The organism is Actinomycetospora callitridis (genome assembly GCF_028737265.1).
Lineage (GTDB): Bacteria > Actinomycetota > Actinomycetes > Mycobacteriales > Pseudonocardiaceae > Actinomycetospora > Actinomycetospora callitridis.
This window is the reverse complement of record NZ_JAQZAK010000007.1, coordinates 239,043-255,293: the sequence shown is the minus strand read 5'-3', so window position 1 is coordinate 255,293 and position 16,251 is coordinate 239,043. Positions and strand designations below refer to the sequence as shown.

General features: G+C 73.8%; 11 protein-coding genes. 7 read left to right on the top strand and 4 right to left on the bottom strand.

Going from position 1 to position 16,251, the window contains the following annotated elements; genetic code table 11:
• Nucleotides 1-72 precede the first annotated feature (72 nt).
• Nucleotides 73-939: a helix-turn-helix transcriptional regulator gene (locus PH191_RS21670; RefSeq protein WP_274196702.1), complete on the top strand. Its 867-nt coding sequence runs from the start codon at nucleotides 73-75 to the stop codon at nucleotides 937-939.
• On the opposite strand, the gene PH191_RS21665 is transcribed toward PH191_RS21670, so the two are convergent.
• Nucleotides 905-2,362, bottom strand: a complete 1,458-nt coding sequence (locus PH191_RS21665; RefSeq protein ID WP_274196701.1) for an APC family permease — start codon at nucleotides 2,360-2,362, stop codon at nucleotides 905-907. The genes PH191_RS21670 and PH191_RS21665 overlap by 35 nt on opposite strands.
• Nucleotides 2,363-2,607: 245 nt before the next feature.
• On the opposite strand from PH191_RS21665, the gene PH191_RS21660 reads away from it, so the two are divergent.
• The 3 genes from PH191_RS21660 (at nucleotide 2,608) to PH191_RS21650 (ending at nucleotide 5,661) form a co-directional block, all read left to right on the top strand.
• Entirely contained in the window at nucleotides 2,608-3,387 is a 780-nt protein-coding gene (locus PH191_RS21660; protein ID WP_274196700.1) for a bestrophin-like domain, read from the top strand.
• Between the two features lie 132 nt (nucleotides 3,388-3,519).
• Nucleotides 3,520-5,091, top strand: a complete 1,572-nt coding sequence (locus tag PH191_RS21655) for an FAD-dependent monooxygenase (RefSeq protein ID WP_274196699.1) — start codon at nucleotides 3,520-3,522, stop codon at nucleotides 5,089-5,091.
• A 9-nt stretch (nucleotides 5,092-5,100) separates the two neighbouring features.
• Nucleotides 5,101-5,661, top strand: coding sequence for a TetR/AcrR family transcriptional regulator (locus PH191_RS21650; RefSeq protein WP_274196698.1), 561 nt, complete (start codon nucleotides 5,101-5,103; stop codon nucleotides 5,659-5,661).
• A gap of 5 nt (nucleotides 5,662-5,666) precedes the next feature.
• Here the strand turns inward: PH191_RS21650 and PH191_RS21645 are convergent, their stop codons facing one another.
• Nucleotides 5,667-6,188, bottom strand: coding sequence for an SCO family protein (locus PH191_RS21645; protein ID WP_274196697.1), 522 nt, complete (start codon nucleotides 6,186-6,188; stop codon nucleotides 5,667-5,669).
• Entirely contained in the window at nucleotides 6,185-7,654 is a 1,470-nt protein-coding gene (locus tag PH191_RS21640) for a linalool dehydratase/isomerase domain-containing protein (RefSeq protein ID WP_274196696.1), read from the bottom strand. The genes PH191_RS21645 and PH191_RS21640 overlap by 4 nt, the downstream gene beginning before the upstream one ends.
• Before the next feature lie 132 nt (nucleotides 7,655-7,786).
• Between PH191_RS21640 and PH191_RS21635 the strand changes: the two genes are divergently transcribed.
• On the top strand, nucleotides 7,787-10,195 hold the full coding sequence (locus PH191_RS21635; protein WP_274196695.1) for a DUF1254 domain-containing protein: 2,409 nt from the start codon (nucleotides 7,787-7,789) through the stop codon (nucleotides 10,193-10,195).
• Here the strand turns inward: PH191_RS21635 and PH191_RS21630 are convergent.
• Nucleotides 10,181-11,485: a hypothetical protein gene (locus PH191_RS21630; protein WP_274196694.1), complete on the bottom strand. Its 1,305-nt coding sequence runs from the start codon at nucleotides 11,483-11,485 to the stop codon at nucleotides 10,181-10,183. The genes PH191_RS21635 and PH191_RS21630 overlap by 15 nt on opposite strands.
• A gap of 102 nt (nucleotides 11,486-11,587) precedes the next feature.
• On the opposite strand from PH191_RS21630, the gene hrpB reads away from it, so the two are divergent.
• Together hrpB and PH191_RS21620 are read left to right on the top strand one after the other, a co-directional pair.
• The gene (gene hrpB, locus PH191_RS21625; RefSeq protein ID WP_274196693.1) at nucleotides 11,588-14,041 is read left to right on the top strand and encodes an ATP-dependent helicase HrpB; all 2,454 of its coding nucleotides are present in this window, start codon (nucleotides 11,588-11,590) and stop codon (nucleotides 14,039-14,041) included.
• Between the two features lie 122 nt (nucleotides 14,042-14,163).
• Nucleotides 14,164-15,630 (top strand): protein kinase domain-containing protein, encoded by a 1,467-nt coding sequence (locus PH191_RS21620; protein ID WP_274196692.1) that lies wholly within the window; start codon nucleotides 14,164-14,166, stop codon nucleotides 15,628-15,630.
• The last annotated feature ends 621 nt before the right edge of the window (nucleotides 15,631-16,251 follow it).

Below are 16,251 nucleotides of genomic sequence, written 5' to 3'. Positions count from 1 at the left end.
TCGACGATCCGTGGCTGCCTACCGCCGCGCACCGGTAGGAACGGGGGAGCACCGAGGAGAGGGCGGTAGTCGATGATCGACCGGGCCGGGCTGGCGGCGTTCCTGCGGCGGCGCCGCGAGGTGCTGCAGCCCGAGGACGTCGGCGTGCCGCGTGGCGCGCGCCGCCGGACGAGCGGGCTGCGGCGTGAGGAGGTGGCCGCGCTGTGCCACATGTCGACCGACTACTACTCGCGTCTCGAGCGGGAGCGCGGCCCGCAGCCCTCGGAGCAGATGATCGCCTCGATCGCGCAGGGGCTGCACCTCTCGCTCGAGGAGCGCGACCACCTGTTCCGGCTCGCCGGGCACCACCCACCGGTGCGGGGCACGGCCAGCGAGCACATCAGCCCTGGTCTGCTGCGCATCCTCGACCGCCTCGCCGACACCCCCGCCGAGATCGTCACCGAGCTGGGCGAGACGCTGCGCCAGAGCCCGCTCGGAGTGGCCCTCGTCGGTGACGCGACCGCCTACACGGGTCCCGCGCGCAGCCGCGGCTACCGGTGGTTCACCGACCCCGCGTCCCGGGCGCTCTACGCGCCCGGGGAGCACGCGTTCCTCTCGCGGATGTACGCCTCGGGCCTGCGCGGGCTGGTCACCCTGCGCGGCCCCGGGTCGCGGGCCGCGTACCTCGCCGATCTCCTGCTCGCGCAGAGCGAGGAGTTCCGGACGCTCTGGGACGCCCACGAGATCGGCCTGCGACCCCACGACGTCAAGCGCTTCGTGCACCCCGAGGTCGGCGAGCTGGAGCTCAACTGCCAGACGCTCCTCGACCCCCAGCAGTCCCACCTGCTGTTCGTGTACACCGCGGTCCCGGGCAGCGCGAGCTACGAGAAGCTGGAGCTCCTGTCCGTCCTCGGGCCCCAGACCGTCACTCCGGGTCAGCTCCAGACCGAGGAGTCCTGAGCACGTGTCGCCGGAACATCAGCAGGTAGGCGAGGTACACCCCGCCCACCAGGATCAGCCCGGTCACGATCAGGAGGGGGCCCGCGGACGGTGAGGTCGCGATGGCGATGACCAGGGCGACCACGACCCACAGCAGCGCGGCGACGGCCACGGGCATCTCCCACCGCCCGAGGTCCCACGCCCCCTCCCGTCGATCGAGCCGGGAGCGCACCGAGAGGTAGAGCACGATCGTCATGCCGTACGGCAGGAACATGAGGATGGCGCCGGTCAGGATCAGCTGGAGCAGCGCGGCACCCGGCACCACGGCCATCAGGACGACGCCCAGCACCAGGACGAGCAGCGTCGCGGGGATCGGGGTGCGGGTCCGGCGCCCGACCCGGCGGAAGAGCCCGTGCGCCGGGAAGCGTTCGTCGCGGGACATGGCGAAGACGATGCGGGACGTGGCGGCCATCGCGGCCAGCGCCGCCGCGAAGAACGCGAGCGCGATGACGAGCAGCAGCGGGCGTTCCACCGCCGGCCCGAACTGGTCGGTCAGGATCTGCGCGACGGCCGCCCCGCTCTGCGAGACGCGGTCGATGTCGGTGATCGAGACGGTGAGCGCCACCACGAACAGCATCCCGAGGACGGCCGCGACGACGACGGAGCCGACGATGGCCCGGGGGACGGTGCGGAACGGGTCCTTGGCCTCCTCGGCCATGTTCGCCGACGCCTCGAAGCCGACGAGCGTCGACATGCCCATGATCATCGCCGCGGCCAGTCCGCCGCCGATCGCGAAGTAGCGGGGGTCGCCGGCGGCGATCCCCGGCGAGAAGAGGGTGTCCGTGGAGCCGTCGCCGGTGAGCAGGACCGTGACGACGAGCGCGATGCCGAGCAGGACGACGATCGCCAGCTCGACGCCGACGGCCAGCGAGTTCGTCCAGCCGACGATGCGCACCGACACGATGACCATGACCGCCTGGACCACCAGCAGCAGCACCGTGATCACGCGGGCGATGCCCTCGTCCGGCGCCATGCCGAGCAACGGCATCAGGCACTGGCTGGCCAGCGCGTTGTCGATCGTGACCGTCGAGAGCCCGACGTTCCACACCACGAGCCAACCGAACAGCCAGCCGATCCTCGGGTTCGCCAGCCGGGAGGCCCACTGGTAGGACGATCCGCTCAGCGGGATGCGCGCCGCGAACTGCGCGTACACCAGGGCCACCAGGACCTGGCCGACCGCGACGACGGGGAAGAGCCAGATGCCGACCGGGCCGGACGACTGGAGCACGTCGTCGTAGGTCCCGAAGATGCCGATGACCACCGAGACCGAGGCGAACGAGATCGCGAACATCTGGAAGGAGGTCAGCGTCCGCTTCAGCTCGGGCGCGTAGCCGAAGGAGCGGTCGGGATCGTCGACCGAGCCGGCGTGGGGCGTGACGGTCACGAGGAGCTCCTCCGAGGACGGGACGGCCGCGCGGCGTCCGGCGCACGCGCGGCCCAGCAGGGGTTCATCGGGGCAGGGGCGACACCGTTACCGAGGTCGCCCATCCGTGTGCGGCCGATCGAACGTCGTGGTTGGTCCGGATGCCCGCTCGTGCGGGTGCCCGTGCGCACGGAAGGGTGAGCCCGGGACGCGATCGGGGGGGCCGACATGCACGACGGGACGAGGTCCACCGGCGCTCGCCGCCCGTGAACGCCGTGCCGATCTGGCTCATCGGGCTGCTGCTGGTCGTCGTGCTCCCGGCCCTGGTCGTGGCCGCGCAGGTCGGCCTGCGGCGGGTCTGGCCCGCGCTGCGCGAGGGCGACCACAACGAGGTGGCGGGCTTCATCATCGCAGTGGTCGGGGTGATCTACGCGGTCCTGCTGGGGTTCGTCGTCATCGTGAGCTGGGAGAACTTCGCCGAGGCCGAGGACGTCGTCGGACAGGAGGCCAGCGCGCTGCGCACGATGTACCGCGACAGCGTCGCCTTCCCGCCGCTGGTCCGCGAGCAGATCCACGCCGATGTCCGGGACTACGCGGCCGCGGCGGTGGAGGACGAGTGGCCGGCCATGGCGCGGGGCGAGCCCGGTTCCCCCGAGACGGCCCGCGTGCTCGACGAGACGTCCGAGCACCTGGCCGCGCTGGTCACCACGACCCAGGACGAACTGCTGTACAAGGGCATCGAGGCCGACCGCTTCAACGACCTGGTCTCCGCGAGGTCGGCCCGGCTGGACTTCGTCGACCAGGGCGTGCCCGCGGTGCTCTGGGTGGCGCTGATCGTCGGCGCCGCGGTGACCATCGGCTTCACCATGATCTTCGGGCTGCGCAGCGCGCTGCTGCACACGATCATGACCGGCAGCCTCACGGCGCTCATCGGGGTCCTCCTGGTCGTCGCCCTGGCCCTCGACCACCCCTTCGCCGGTGACGTCTCGGTCCATCCCGCGCCCCTCGAGCGCGTCCTCGTCGACTTCGGCCGGCCGCCGGCCTGACGGCGCCACCGCGGGGGCGTCGCGTGCCCTCCGTGTCCGGTCGAGCACCCGGTGAAGTGCCGCTTGACGCCCTCTGAGCAGGCGCTCTCTACTTGGTTGGGTCACCAAACAAGGGCGCGGAGGACACGGGACATGAGCACGACGGACGGCGTACTGGTGGTCGGCGCGGGGCCGGTCGGGCTGACGACCGCCTCCCAGCTGGCGCGGCTCGGCGTGCCGGTGCGCGTCGTGGACGCCCTGCCGGCGCCAACCACCGAGTCGCGCGCGGTGACCCTCCACGCCCGCAGCATGGAGATGCTCGCGGCGATGGGCGTGCTGCCCCGGCTCGAGGCCCGGGGACGACGCATCCCCGCGATCGCCATGGTCGACGGCCGGACCGGGGAGACGCGGGCGCACGTCCCGTTCGACGACGTGCCCAGCCGCCACCCCTTCCTGCTCGACATCGCCCAGCCCGACACCGAGGCCGTCCTCGCCGAGCGCGCCACCGAGCTCGGGATCGTCGTGGAGCGGGGGGTCTCGCTGACCGGGCTGTCCCAGGACGACGACGGCGTCGAGGTCACCCTGCGTGGACCGGAGGGCGAGCGGACGGCGCGCGTCGGCTGGGTCGTGGGCGCCGACGGCGGCCACAGCGCCGCGCGGCACCTCGCGGGCACGCACCTCGACGGGGCCTTCCACGGCCAGCACTTCGCCATGGCCGACGTCGACGTCGACACCGAGCTGTCGCCCGACACGATCCGGATGTTCACCCACCCCGAGGGGATGGGGATCCTCTTCCCGCTCGCCGGCGACCGCGCCCGCATCATGTTCCTCGTCGACGACCCCGGGCCGGACGCGCCGGACCCCACCCTCGCCCAGATCCAGGCCCTCGCCGACGCCCGCATGGGCGGGCAGGTCACCGTGCGCGACCCGCGCTGGCTGACCTACTTCGAGGTCCACCACGCCCAGGTCCCGCGCTACCGCCTCGGGCGGGTCCTGCTGGCCGGCGACGCCGCGCACATCCACAGCCCGGCCGGGGCGCAGGGTATGAACACCGGCATCCAGGACGCCGCGAACCTCGCCTGGAAGCTCGCGCTGGTCGTGCAGGGCCGCGCCGACGCCGTCCTGCTCGACAGCTACCACGACGAGCGGCACCCGGTCGGCGCGCAGGTCGTGAAGGCGACGACGCTGCTCACCGATGTCGGCACGGCGCAGGGTGCCGGCGCGGCGCTGCGCGACGCCGCCCTGTTCGTCGTGGGCCACGTCCACCCGCTCGGGACCGCCGCGGCGACGACGACCGCCGAGCTGCGGGTGAGCTACCGCGACAGCCCGCTCTCGGTCCAGCACGGCGGCCACCACCACGGCGCGGCCCGCGCGGGCGAACACGCCCCGGACCCCGAGGGCCTCACCCGTCCCGACGGCACGCCCGTCGCGGTCGAGGAGCTGGCGGAGCGGCCCGGCTTCCTGCTGCTCGTGCGCGGGGAGGCCGCCGGGCCGGCGGAGGCCCTCGGTGACCTCGGGTCGGTCGTCCGGATCGGCGAGGACGTGTTCGACCCCGAGGACGTCGTCGGCCGCGCCTACGGGCTCGCAGCCGAGGGGCTGGCGCTGATCCGGCCCGACGGTTACCTCGGCCTCGTCGCCGACACGGCCGACCCGGCCGTCGTGCGCCGCTACCTCGCCGAGACCCTGCACATCGCCGCGCCCGCCGCCGAGCCGGCGGCGGTCTGAAGGATCGTCGTGACGGCGAAGCCCGACCGGCGCCGCGCCCTCGTCGACGCGGCGCTCGAGGTGATCGGCGAGTCGGGGCCGGGCGGGTTCACCCAGCCCCGGGTCGCCGCCCGGGCCGGGATGCGCCAGAGCCACCTCACCTACTACTTCCCGACCCGCGACGACCTGCTCGTCGCGGTCGCCGAGGAGGCGGTGCGCCGTCGCGTCGCCCTGCTGACCGAGACCCTCTCCGGCGCCGACGGCAGGGCCGAGCAGGTCACGGCCCTGGCGCGGGTGTTCAGCTCGCCCGAGGACACCCGCGTGCTGCTGGCCCTGACCGAGGCCGCCGACCAGAACGAGGCGGTCCGCACCGCCTTCGGCGCCCTCGCCGCCGGCGTCGCGCCGCTGGGCGCGGAGGTGCTCGCCACCGCGGGGAGGGACGCCGACTCGGTGTCGCTCGCGCTCCTGCAGGCCACCTCGACGGGCATCGCCGTGCTGTCCCTCGCACGGGGCAGGGACGTGGCGTTCGCCGAGCAGCTGTTCGCCCTGCTCCTCGACCGGCTCGCCGCGACCCCGTCAGGGCCTCCCTGACGCGGTCAGGGTGACGGGCTCGCCCCGATCCCGGCCGCCACGCGCGCGGTCAGTCCGGCGGCGACGGTCGGGGCGTCGGCGGTGTCGGGCCAGTGGTGGGCGAGGCGTCCGTCGGGGTCGACGAGGTAGGTGATCGCGGTGTGCGGGACGGCGTAGCCGTCCGGGTCCTCGGGGTCGGCGCGGCGGCGGGCGAACACGCGGAAGGCCCGCTTGGCCGCCTCGACCTGCTCCGGGGTGCCGGTGAGCCCGGTGAAGCGCGGGTAGGACGCGGCGAGGAAGTCCCGCATGACGTCGGGGGTGTCGCGCTCGGGATCGACGCTCACGTAGAGCGGCCGGACCCGGTCGGCCACGACGTCGTCGAGCGCGTCGAGGGCCGCGGTGAGCCGGGTGAGCGCCCGGGGACACACGACGCGGCACGAGGTGAAGCCGAACTGCACCAGGAGCCACGCGCCGGGGTAGGACCGGGCGTCGACCGGGTCGCCGTGGTGGTCGACGAGGTCGAAGGCGACGTCGGTGGGCGCGCTCACGGCACCAGCTCGAGGTCGTGCGCCGGTCCGGGGGTGACGTCGACGCGCAGGCCCTCGGGCACCGGGCGTGCCTCGACCTCCCGGCCGTCGATCCGCAGCCGCGCGCCCTCCGGCACACGTCCGACGACGACGGTCGGCTCGCCGTCCCCGGTGCGTCGCAGACGGGCGTGCAGGACCCCGTCGACGACCTCGGCGCGGTGGACCTCGACGTCGCGTCCGACCTCGGTCAGCGCGGGCTCGGTGAAGTGGTCGGGTCCCCACGGGCGCTGGTAGAGCTCGTGCAGCCCGTCGGGGACGTTCAGACGGGCGTAGCCGAGCAGGACGTTGCCCGTCATCGGCTCGACCTCGGTGCGGTGGCCGTCGGCGTCGGCCGGGGTGTCGTTGCGCGGGTAGTAGAGACCGCCGTCCTGCCGGGCGGGCGCCATGAACCGGTCGGCGTGGGCGAGCAGGCCGTCGAGGGTGGCGCGGTCGCCCATCTCGGAGGCCCAGGCGGCGACCCACCCGGTGTCGCAGGTGTCGGTGATGACGGCCTGGCCCATCACGTTCCTCGCCGGCGCGGAGCGCACCGAGAGGGTGCCGTCGGGTCCGGGGACGAGGAACTCCGCCACCTGGCGGGGGTAGTTCTCCCGCACGAAGTCGCGGTTCCAGGTGTTCATCAGCGCCCCGCACCAGGCGTCGACCCAGGGCGCGAGCATGGCGTTCGGCGCCACGACCTTGCTGTCCTCGAGGACCATCTGGTTGTAGTGCCCGGCCCCGTCGAGGCGGCCGAAGTCGGCCCAGGCCTTCTCGTAGCCGGCCACCACCTCGGTGGCGCGGTCCCCGCCGGTGAGGACGTCGTGCAGCCGGAAGCCGAGGATCGCCGGCTGGTTGCAGATCTGGAACACGCAGTTCGGCTCGCAGGCGACGCCGAGGTAGCCGTTCTCGACCATCTGCCAGTAGAGGTGCTCGTTGAGCGAGTCGCGGTCGTAGGAGAAGCGCTTCTCCTCGCCGCCCCAGAAGAACGACCAGTGCCGGAAGGTCAGCGCGCCCGGCTCGGCGTAGCGGTCCTCGGCGAAGAGGTGGTCGTGCAGCAGGGCGCAGGACTGCACGTACGCCGAGTACATGATGTTGTCGCGCACCACGGGGTCCCACTCCTCGTGGTAGCCCTCGGAGAGGTGCGCGTTCGCGACCATCCCACCGCGCGAGACGTCGCGCCAGTAGAGCCAGACGTCGGGCATCAGCAGCTTCTCGATGAGGCGCTGGATCATCGGGCGGAACAGGCCCGGGGCCGCCGGGAGCCGGTGGCGGTGGGTGAGGGCCAGCCCGTAGATCATGTAGGCGAGCTGGAACCGGTAGCTGCCGAAGTCGTCCTCGCCCGCGCCCTTGCCCTGCATCAGCGACCAGTCGTGGGGCAGACGGCGGGAGAGGTTGTCCCAGTGGCGCAGGTGGCCCAGCTGCGTCTCGTCCAGCACCGACGGCGTCGTCATGCGCCCTGACGCTACGCAGGTCCGGCCCGCCACCACAGCCGTTCGCGGTGCCGTCCTCTGGACCCGGGGCGCCCGGCACCGGGAGCCTGGGCAGGCCCGCCGCCGGACCGTGACCACCCGGGAGGTCCCGTCGTGACCGCCACGCCCATGGACCCCGCGTCGACGACGAAGTGGATCCCCGGCCCGGAGCGCCTCGGCGAGCGCGTGACGGCGATCGACGACGTCTACGTCATCGGGCACTTCGGCATCGCCCACGTCGACCGCGGGTCGTGGCGGCTGTGGATCGACGGCGACGTCGCGACGCCGCGGGAGCTGGACCTGCCCGCGCTGCGCGCCCTGCCCACCGTCGACGTGCCGGCCGTCCTCGAGTGCTTCGGCAACCCGCTCGAGCCGGGCGTCTTCGTACGACGGGCCGCGAACGTGGTGTGGCACGGCGTCCCGGTCGCGGCGCTCCTCGAGGCCGCCGGCGCGGCGCCGGCGTCGGCGCTGTGGGCGACCGGCGCCGACGCCGGGGTCTTCGCCGACGTCGCGTGCACCGAGTACCGCAAGGACGTGCCTCTCGAGGTCGCCCGCGAGCGCGGGATCGTGGCGCTGGGGATGAACGGGGCGCCGCTGGACGACGAGCACGGCGGGCCGGCGCGGCTCGTGGTGCCCGGGTACTTCGGCACCAACAACGTCAAGTGGCTCCGCGCGCTCACCGTCGCCGACCGGCGTCCCGAGCACCTGTTCACCACCCGCCTCTACCAGCGCAGCGTGCCCGGCGAGCCCCGGCCGCAGCCGGTACGCGACCTCGACGTCACCAGCGTGATCACGACCCCGGTCGAGGGAGCACGCGTCGGCGGCGCCGTCGAGGTGAGCGGGTGGGCGTGGGGAGCGTTCCCGGTGGCGTCGCTCGAGGTCGGCGTGGACGGCCGGTGGCGTCCGGCGACCCTGGAGGCGCGGGGCGAGCACCGGACGTGGCAGCACTTCGCCCTCGCGCTCGAGCTGCCGCCGGGCGAGCACGTGCTCGCCGCCCGCGCCACCGACACACAGGGGCGCGTCCAGCCCCTCGACGCGGCGCGCAACGCCGTGCACGAGGTGCGGGTGGTCGTCGACGGGTGGGCTGAGGCGGGCCAGGTCGAACTCGATCTCACCCGCTCAGGAGGAGGCCACGACACCGGGCGCCTCCCTACCGTGCGCGGGTCAGGGATGCGGATCGGGGGAGGCCATCGGGTGGACGCCGGACCGGACGAGCTGAGGGCCACGACGGCCGACGCGTTCGTCTACGCCTACGCGATGCTGTTCAACTACAAGACCCTCTACGAGCAGGCCGTGGACGAGACGTTCCCCGGCTACGTCGGGGGCTTCGGTCGGTTCCGCCACTACGACCGCGTCTACACCCCCGCCGACACCGACATCGTCACGGCCAACAACGACACCCCGTACTCCTGGGCCTGGCTGGACCTGCGCGCCGAACCGTGGGTGCTCACGGTGCCGCCGGTCCCGGGGGACCGGTACGTGACGTTCCAGTGGTTCGACCTGTTCACCTACAACTTCGCCTACGCCGGCGTCCTCAGCACCGGCCGGGCCGGGGGCCGCTACCTGTTCGCCGGCCCGGGCTGGGACGGGGACGTGCCCGAGGGCATCGACGGGGTGTTCCGGTCCGAGACCGAGTTCATCGGCTGCCTGGGTCGCACGGGCCTCGACGGACCGCACGACCTGGCGAACGTCGAGGCGCTGCAGGAGCAGTACGGGCTCGCGCCACGGCACGCCGTGGCCGGCACGGAGCCACCCCCGCCCGCCCCGGCCGTGGACTGGCCGGCGTGGGACGAGCAGCGGGCCCTGAGCCGCGAGTTCATCGCCTACCTGAACTTCCTGCTGCAGTTCTGCCAGCCGCCCGACCCCTCCGAGCGAGAGCTCATGAGCACGTTCGCCCGCGCGGGCATCGGTCCGGGATGGTCGTTCGACGCCGCGTCGCTGACCGACGAGCAGCGAGCCGCGCTCGACGCCGGCGTCGAGGACGGGCGCCGTCGGCTGGACGATGCCATCCACGCGACGCACTCCTCGGTCGGGCTCTTCGGCAGTCGCGCGAGCCTGGGCCAGGACTACCTGCGTCGCGCCACGGCCGCGGCGATGGGCATCTACGGCAACGACGTCGAGGAAGCGATCTACATCGGTTGGCACGCCGACGAGCAGGGTCGTCCGCTGACGGGCGGGGACTCCTACACGGTGCACTTCCCGGCCGACCGGCTCCCGCCGGTCAAGCTCTTCTGGTCGATCACGATGTACGCGCTCCCGAGCCGCCTGCTGGTCGACAACCCGATCGACCGGTACTCGATCGGCGACCGCACCGAGGGCCTGGTGTTCGGGCCGGACGGCTCCCTGACCCTGACCGTGCAGCACGACGAACCGTCGGCGCCCGAGGAACGAGCCAATTGGCTGCCCGCGCCGGCGGGCGCGTTCACCGCGATCTTCCGTCTCTACGGACCGGAGCCCCCGGTGATCGACGGCACCTGGCAGGAGCCCCCGATGACCTGCCGGACGCGGTCACCGCGCGGCTGACGCTCCCGGTTCCGCCGTCTCCGTCGTCGGCTCCGCCGCCGAGGCGACGCTCGTCCGGGCCTGGTCGGTCTCCCGGGCGAGCGCCTGTGCCTCGGCGTTCGACTGGAAGTCGGCGAGCTCCTTCATCAGGGCCCGTCGGATCTTCGGCTGCTGGGACAGCGCGACCGCGACGATGGTCAGGAGGATCCACATCGAGGCGCTGCTGACGATGACGAAGATCGCCGGAAGGATCGCGCTGCCCAGGCGCGCCGCCCACTCCTGGGCCGCGAAGACACGCCAGATCAGCATGATGTTCACGATGTAGCCGATCGCGTAGGACACGGCGAAGACGATCGCGAACTGTTTGAGGGTGCCGTCCTTCCGGCGACGCAGGATCGGCTCGTCCCGGATGGGCACGACGACGGACAGCACGTTGCCGACCCCCAGCCAGAGCAGGATGAACGAGATCATCAGGGCGCAGGCCTTGAAGAACGCGTCGAGGTTGCCGGCCCGCCAGGCGAGCAGGCCGCTGAGCAGGAAGCCGATCGGGGCGACGAGACAGACCAGGGCCAGGTTCTTGGTCACCAGCAGATGCCAGAGCCGCGCCCCGCTGTCCAGAGCGGCCCGCACGCGCATGGCGTCGAAGCTCATGGCGTTGAGGCACACCGCGCCGCCCATGACGACCGAGATCGCCCACAGCCCGAGGTAGGGCAGCCACGCCTGGGCCCTGTCCCACTGGAACACCCGGATGAAGCCGAGGTAGAGCAGGCCCAGCGCGAGGCCGATCGCCAGGCTCGTGAGGAGCGAGCGCGGCTTGCGCGCGAGCATGTACACGATCTCGCCGCGCACGCCGTTCGCCAGCGCGGGCCCGTGCCGGGTGACCGCGTTGCGTCCCTGCAGCGGGGTGTGGCCGTCGATCGCCTCCGCGCCGGGCTCGGCCTCGCCGGCGTCGATGCGGGCGAGCCGGGCGTCGAGGACCGCGAGATGCGCTTCGAACAACGCCAGCCGCGCGACGGTCACGGCGCCGGCGGCCTCCGCCTCGGCCCGCGCGGCGTCGGCGTGATCGACCGCCGGAGGTGGCGCGCTGCGGAGCCCCTCGTCGAGGAAGGCGTCCCGGAGACGGGCGCGCCGATCGCTCAGGACGGGCCCGGGGGAGAGCTTCTCCAGCTGGTGCTGCTCGGTGATGGCGCCCTCCACACGGCGCCGGAGAGCGTCGACGTCCTCGCGTTCCTTCCATCTCGACGCGAGGGCGGTCCGCTCGGCGGCACCCGCGCGCTCGACCAGCTCCGTCAGATCATCGACGGCGGACATCGCGACTCCCTCGGACGACGGCAGATCGCGGCGGAGGTGCGTGGGTCCGTCATCAGGGTCGAGACAAGTCGTGCCGGCCCACGCCCGCATCACCCGGCTCGGATGAGTCGAGGGACTGGTAGACCGGCAGGTGTGATCGACGAGGTCGACCTCGACCTTCCGGTGCGCGCGGCGCTCCCGGAGCTCGAGGCGGCGCTGGACGAGCGCGGGGCCGCCGTCCTCGTCGCCCCGCCCGGCACCGGCAAGACGACGCTGGTGCCGCTCGCGCTGGCCGGGTCGGTGCGCGGGCGGGTCCTCGTCGCCGAGCCGCGTCGCGTCGCCGTCCGTGCCGCGGCCCAGCGGATGGCGTGGCTGCTCGGCGAGCCGGTGGGCGGGCGCGTCGGCTACGCGATCCGCGGCGAGCGGCGCACCGGACCGGAGACGCGGGTGGAGGTCGTCACGACGGGGCTGCTCGTGGCCCGGCTCCAGCGCGACCCGGAGCTCGCGGGGGTCGACGCCGTCGTCCTCGACGAGTGCCACGAGCGCCACCTCGACACCGACCTCGCGCTCGCCTTCGGCGTCGACGCGCGCGCCGCCCTGCGCCCGGACCTGCGCCTGCTCGCCACGTCCGCCACGGCGGCCGCCGACGACCTGGCCGTCGCCCTCGACGGACCGGTCGTCACCGCCCCCGACCCGATGCACCCCGTCGACGTCGTCTGGAGCCCGCCCCCGCGTCCCGTCCCGCCGCCGCGTGGGATGCGGGTGGAGCCGGCGTTCCTCGACCACGTGAGCGCGGTCGTGCGGCGCGCCGTGACCGAGGCCGTCGGCGACGTGCTCGTGTTCCTGCCCGGTCGCCGGGAGATCGACGACGTCGCCCGCCGCCTGGGCCGCGTCGACGCCGAGGTCCTCACGCTGCACGGCGGGCAGGACGCGGCGCACCAGGACGCCGTGCTGGGCGGCGGGACGGGCCGTCGCCGTGTCGTGCTCGCGACGTCGATCGCCGAGACGAGCCTGACCGTGCCGGGGGTGCGGGTCGTCGTCGACGCCGGGCTCTCGCGGCGGCCGTGGACCGACCATGCGCGCGGCCTCGACGCCCTGGTCACGGTGCTCGCGTCCCAGGCGTCGGCGACGCAGCGCGCCGGGCGCGCGGGTCGGGAGGCCGCCGGGACCGTGTTCCGCTGCTGGTCGGAGGCCGAGCACGCGCACCGCGACCGCGACGACGCCCCGGAGGTGGCGCACGCCGATCTGGCCGGCTTCGCGCTGCAGCTCGCGCGGTGGGGCACGCCGGACGCCGCGGGGCTGGCCCTGCTCGACCCGCCGCCGGCCGTGGCGTTCGACGCCGCGCGGGAGGTGCTGCGCGGGCTGGGGCTGGTCGGCGACGACGGTCGCATCACGGAGCGGGGGCGGTCGGTGGCGACGGCCGGCGTGCACCCCCGGCTCGGGCGCGCGCTGCTCGACGGCGCGGAGGCCGTCGGGGCGGACACCGCGACCGAGGTGGTGGCGCTGCTCGCCGCCGACGTGCGGGGCGACTCCGACGACCTCGAGGAGCTCCTGCGCACGGCCCGGGCCACGAACGATCCGCGGTGGCGGGCGGAGGTCCGGAGGCTTCGGCAGGACAGCGGTCCCCGTCGCCGGAGCGGTGGGACGCGCTCGCGGGGCGTGGCCTCGGTCGTCGCCCTCGCCTACCCCGACCGCCTCGCCCGCGCCCGCGGGGCCGACGCCCGGGAGTACCTGACGACGGGGGGCACCGGGGTCGAGCTCGCCGCCGGGTCGCGGCTGCGGGGCAGCCCGTGGATCGCCGTGGCGGACGCCGTACGCGGTCCCGGCGACCGGGTGGCGCGGGTGCGGCTCGCCGTGCCGGTCGACGAGGACCTCGCCCGGGAGGCCGCCGCGGGCTGGTGGCACGACGACGCGGTGGTGGCCTGGGAGGGCGGCGACGTCGTGGCGGAGCGCCGCGAGCGCCTCGGCGCGATCGTGCTGACCCGCCGGCCCCTGGCCCACCCCGACCCGGCGGCGGTCGCGGCCGCGGTGCGCGACGGCCTGGCCGCCGAGGGGCTCGGGCTGCTGCGCTGGGACGACGCGGCGACGGCGCTGCGGGCCCGGCTGGCGTTCCTGCACGCGGCGCGGGGCGACCCGTGGCCCGCCGTCGACGACGAGGCCCTGCTGTCCCGTCTCGACGAGTGGCTCGACCTCACGCGGGTGCGCCGCCGGGCGGACGCCGCGCGGGTGAAGGTCGCGTCGGCGCTGCGCCACCTCGTGCCGTGGTCGGAGGCCGGCCGGCTCGACGAGCTCGCGCCGACCACGGTCACGACCCCGTCGGGACGCAGCGTCCGCGTCGACTACACCGACCCCGCGGCCCCCGTCGTGGCGCTCAAGGTCCAGCAGGCGTTCGGGTGGGAGCGGGCCCCCGTCCTGGCCGGGGTCCCGGTCGTCGTCCACCTGCTCTCACCCGCGGGACGGCCGGTGGCGGTGACCGCCGACCTCGCGTCGTTCTGGGACTCCGGCTACCCGCAGGTGCGCGCGGAGCTGCGGGGCCGCTACCCCAAGCACGCGTGGCCGGAGGACCCGAGGCGCTGACGACGCGGCGGCTCCTGGCCGGTCGCCACCCCGCCTCCGTCAGCCAGAGGCCCGGCTAACGATCGGCGCGGTGAATGCGATCACCCCGCGTGACGCGGACTGCGGGGGAGGTGGGTCCGTCGGTGGAGGAGTTCGGGCCGTACCGCCTGCGCCGCCTGCTCGGTCGCGGGGGGATGGGGGAGGTCCACGAGGCGTTCGACACGCGACGCGAGCGCACCGTCGCCCTCAAGCGCCTCCACCCCGAGGCGCAGAGCGACCCGGATACTCGGAAGCGCTTTCGCCGCGAGTCCCGAACCGTCGGAGAGCTCGACTCCCCCCACGTCATCCCGATCCACGACTTCGGGGTGATCGACGACCGCATGTTCATCGACATGCGCCTGGTGAGGGGGCAGGACCTCGGCGCCCGGCTTGCGCGTGCCGGCCGACTTCAGCCGATCTCGGCCATAGAGATCATCGAGCAGGTGGCCGATGCCCTGGGAGCGGCCCACAGGGCGGGGCTCGTCCATCGCGACGTCAAGCCGTCGAACGTGCTCCTCGGGCGCCGCGACTTCGCGTACCTCGCCGACTTCGGCATCGTCCACATCCGCGAGTCGACCGGGAGCCTCACCGCGTCGGGTGCCTCTCCCGGGACGCCTGCGTACATGGCGCCGGAGCAGCTCCGGGCGGAGCGATTCGATCATCGCCTCGATGTGTACGCGCTGGGCTGCGTGCTCTTCGAACTCGTGACGGGCAGGCCGCCCTTCGTGGGTCACAAGGCCGCGATCATGGTGGCTCACCTGCAGGAACCGCCGCCTCGGCCCTCGGCGCTGGTTGACGACCTTCCCGCCGGCCTCGACGACGTCGTGCTGGCCGCCCTGGCCAAGCGGGCCGACGGGCGGCCGTCGAGCGTGGGTGAGTTCGTCGCGGCGTCGCGGCGGACCCTCGTCGGTCGTCCTCGACCTGCCGCGACGGCACATGCGGTCACGGCAGCGCCGCCGCCGCCGATGCAGACGCGCCGAGCAACGCGCGAGGCACCCGATGTCGCGTCGGTCTCCCGTCGTCGAGGTTCGCCACTCGTCCCTCCGTCCTCTCCGCTCCGAGACGTTCCGTCGCCGGGACCCGCCGCTGGCAAGATCGAACGGAACCAGGACACCGCGACGAGACCGGCCCCGCCGCGCTATCGGACGATGCTGATGGCGATCGTCCTCGCCGTGGTGCTCCCGCCGGTCGGCGCGGTCGTGGGAGTCGCAGTGCGTCGCCGATCGACCGGCGTGACCCGGCGCGCAGCGACGTCGGCCGTGGTTCTCGGGGTGCTGCTCACCCTCGTCGTCTCGGTCGGCGGCGTCCTCGCCGCGAGGAACAGCAGGCAGCCTTTCGTGTCCGCGGCGCGGGTCGAGAGCCAGATGGTGGCGACGACGGGCCTCCCTGCCGGCGCCGTGAAGTGCCCGGAATCTCTTCCGGCCGTGGTCGGCGCCACCCTCGACTGCACGGCAACGGTGCGCGAGCGGTCCCAGACGCTCCGGGCGACCGTGACGTCCGTCGTGGGCGAGCAGGTCACTTTCGGTGTCGTCGCTGATCAATCTCAAGGATCAGGTAACTCTTCCGGGTGATCCACCGATACGGGGTGCGATCACGAGTTCGATCAGGGGGAGTTCCATGGTGACGTCCAAGGGGGATGGGGCGCAGGGTCCGTCGCAGCGGAGCCTGGACGCGGCGACGACGTCCCTGTCGGAGCCGGTGCGGGGACCGAGCCAGCGAGGGTTGATCACAATGACGCCGGTGCGGCGGCCCGTCGCCGCCGCAGCAGCCACGCCTTCGAACGATCTTTCCGCGCACCCTCCGGGGGAGCCCACGTTCTCCGACAGGCTCGGGAACGCGGGGAGGCGTGTGCGCCTGCAGACGCGGCGGCGGGGTGTACGTCGGTGCCTGATCGGTGTGGCCGGTCTCGCGCAGGCGTTCGTCCTGGCCAGCGCGATCGCGTGGTGGACGGGCCAGGGACAGTCGACGGAGGCCGTTGCCGTTGCTCCCGTCTCGTGGACGGGCGTCGTGCACGACGTCGGGGCCGCGGGGGTCAACCTCCGGTCGGCGCCTCAAGCGATCGCCGAGACCTCGCGCGACACGGCAGCCCGCGGATCGCGGTTGGCGCTCACTTGTGCCCGGACCGGAGACGTGGTCACCGACGAGTCCGGCGCGCACTCCGACATGTGGCTCCGGACCGCCGACGGCTTGTA

Coding starts and splice junctions, on each gene's coding strand:
- PH191_RS21670 (WP_274196702.1), top strand. CDS start 73: ATGATCGACCGGGCCGGGCTGGCGGCGTTCCTGCGGCGGCGCCGCGAG.
- PH191_RS21655 (WP_274196699.1), top strand. CDS start 3,520: ATGAGCACGACGGACGGCGTACTGGTGGTCGGCGCGGGGCCGGTCGGG.
- PH191_RS21640 (WP_274196696.1), bottom strand. CDS start 7,654: ATGACGACGCCGTCGGTGCTGGACGAGACGCAGCTGGGCCACCTGCGC.
- PH191_RS21630 (WP_274196694.1), bottom strand. CDS start 11,485: ATGTCCGCCGTCGATGATCTGACGGAGCTGGTCGAGCGCGCGGGTGCC.
- hrpB (WP_274196693.1), top strand. CDS start 11,588: ATGAGTCGAGGGACTGGTAGACCGGCAGGTGTGATCGACGAGGTCGAC.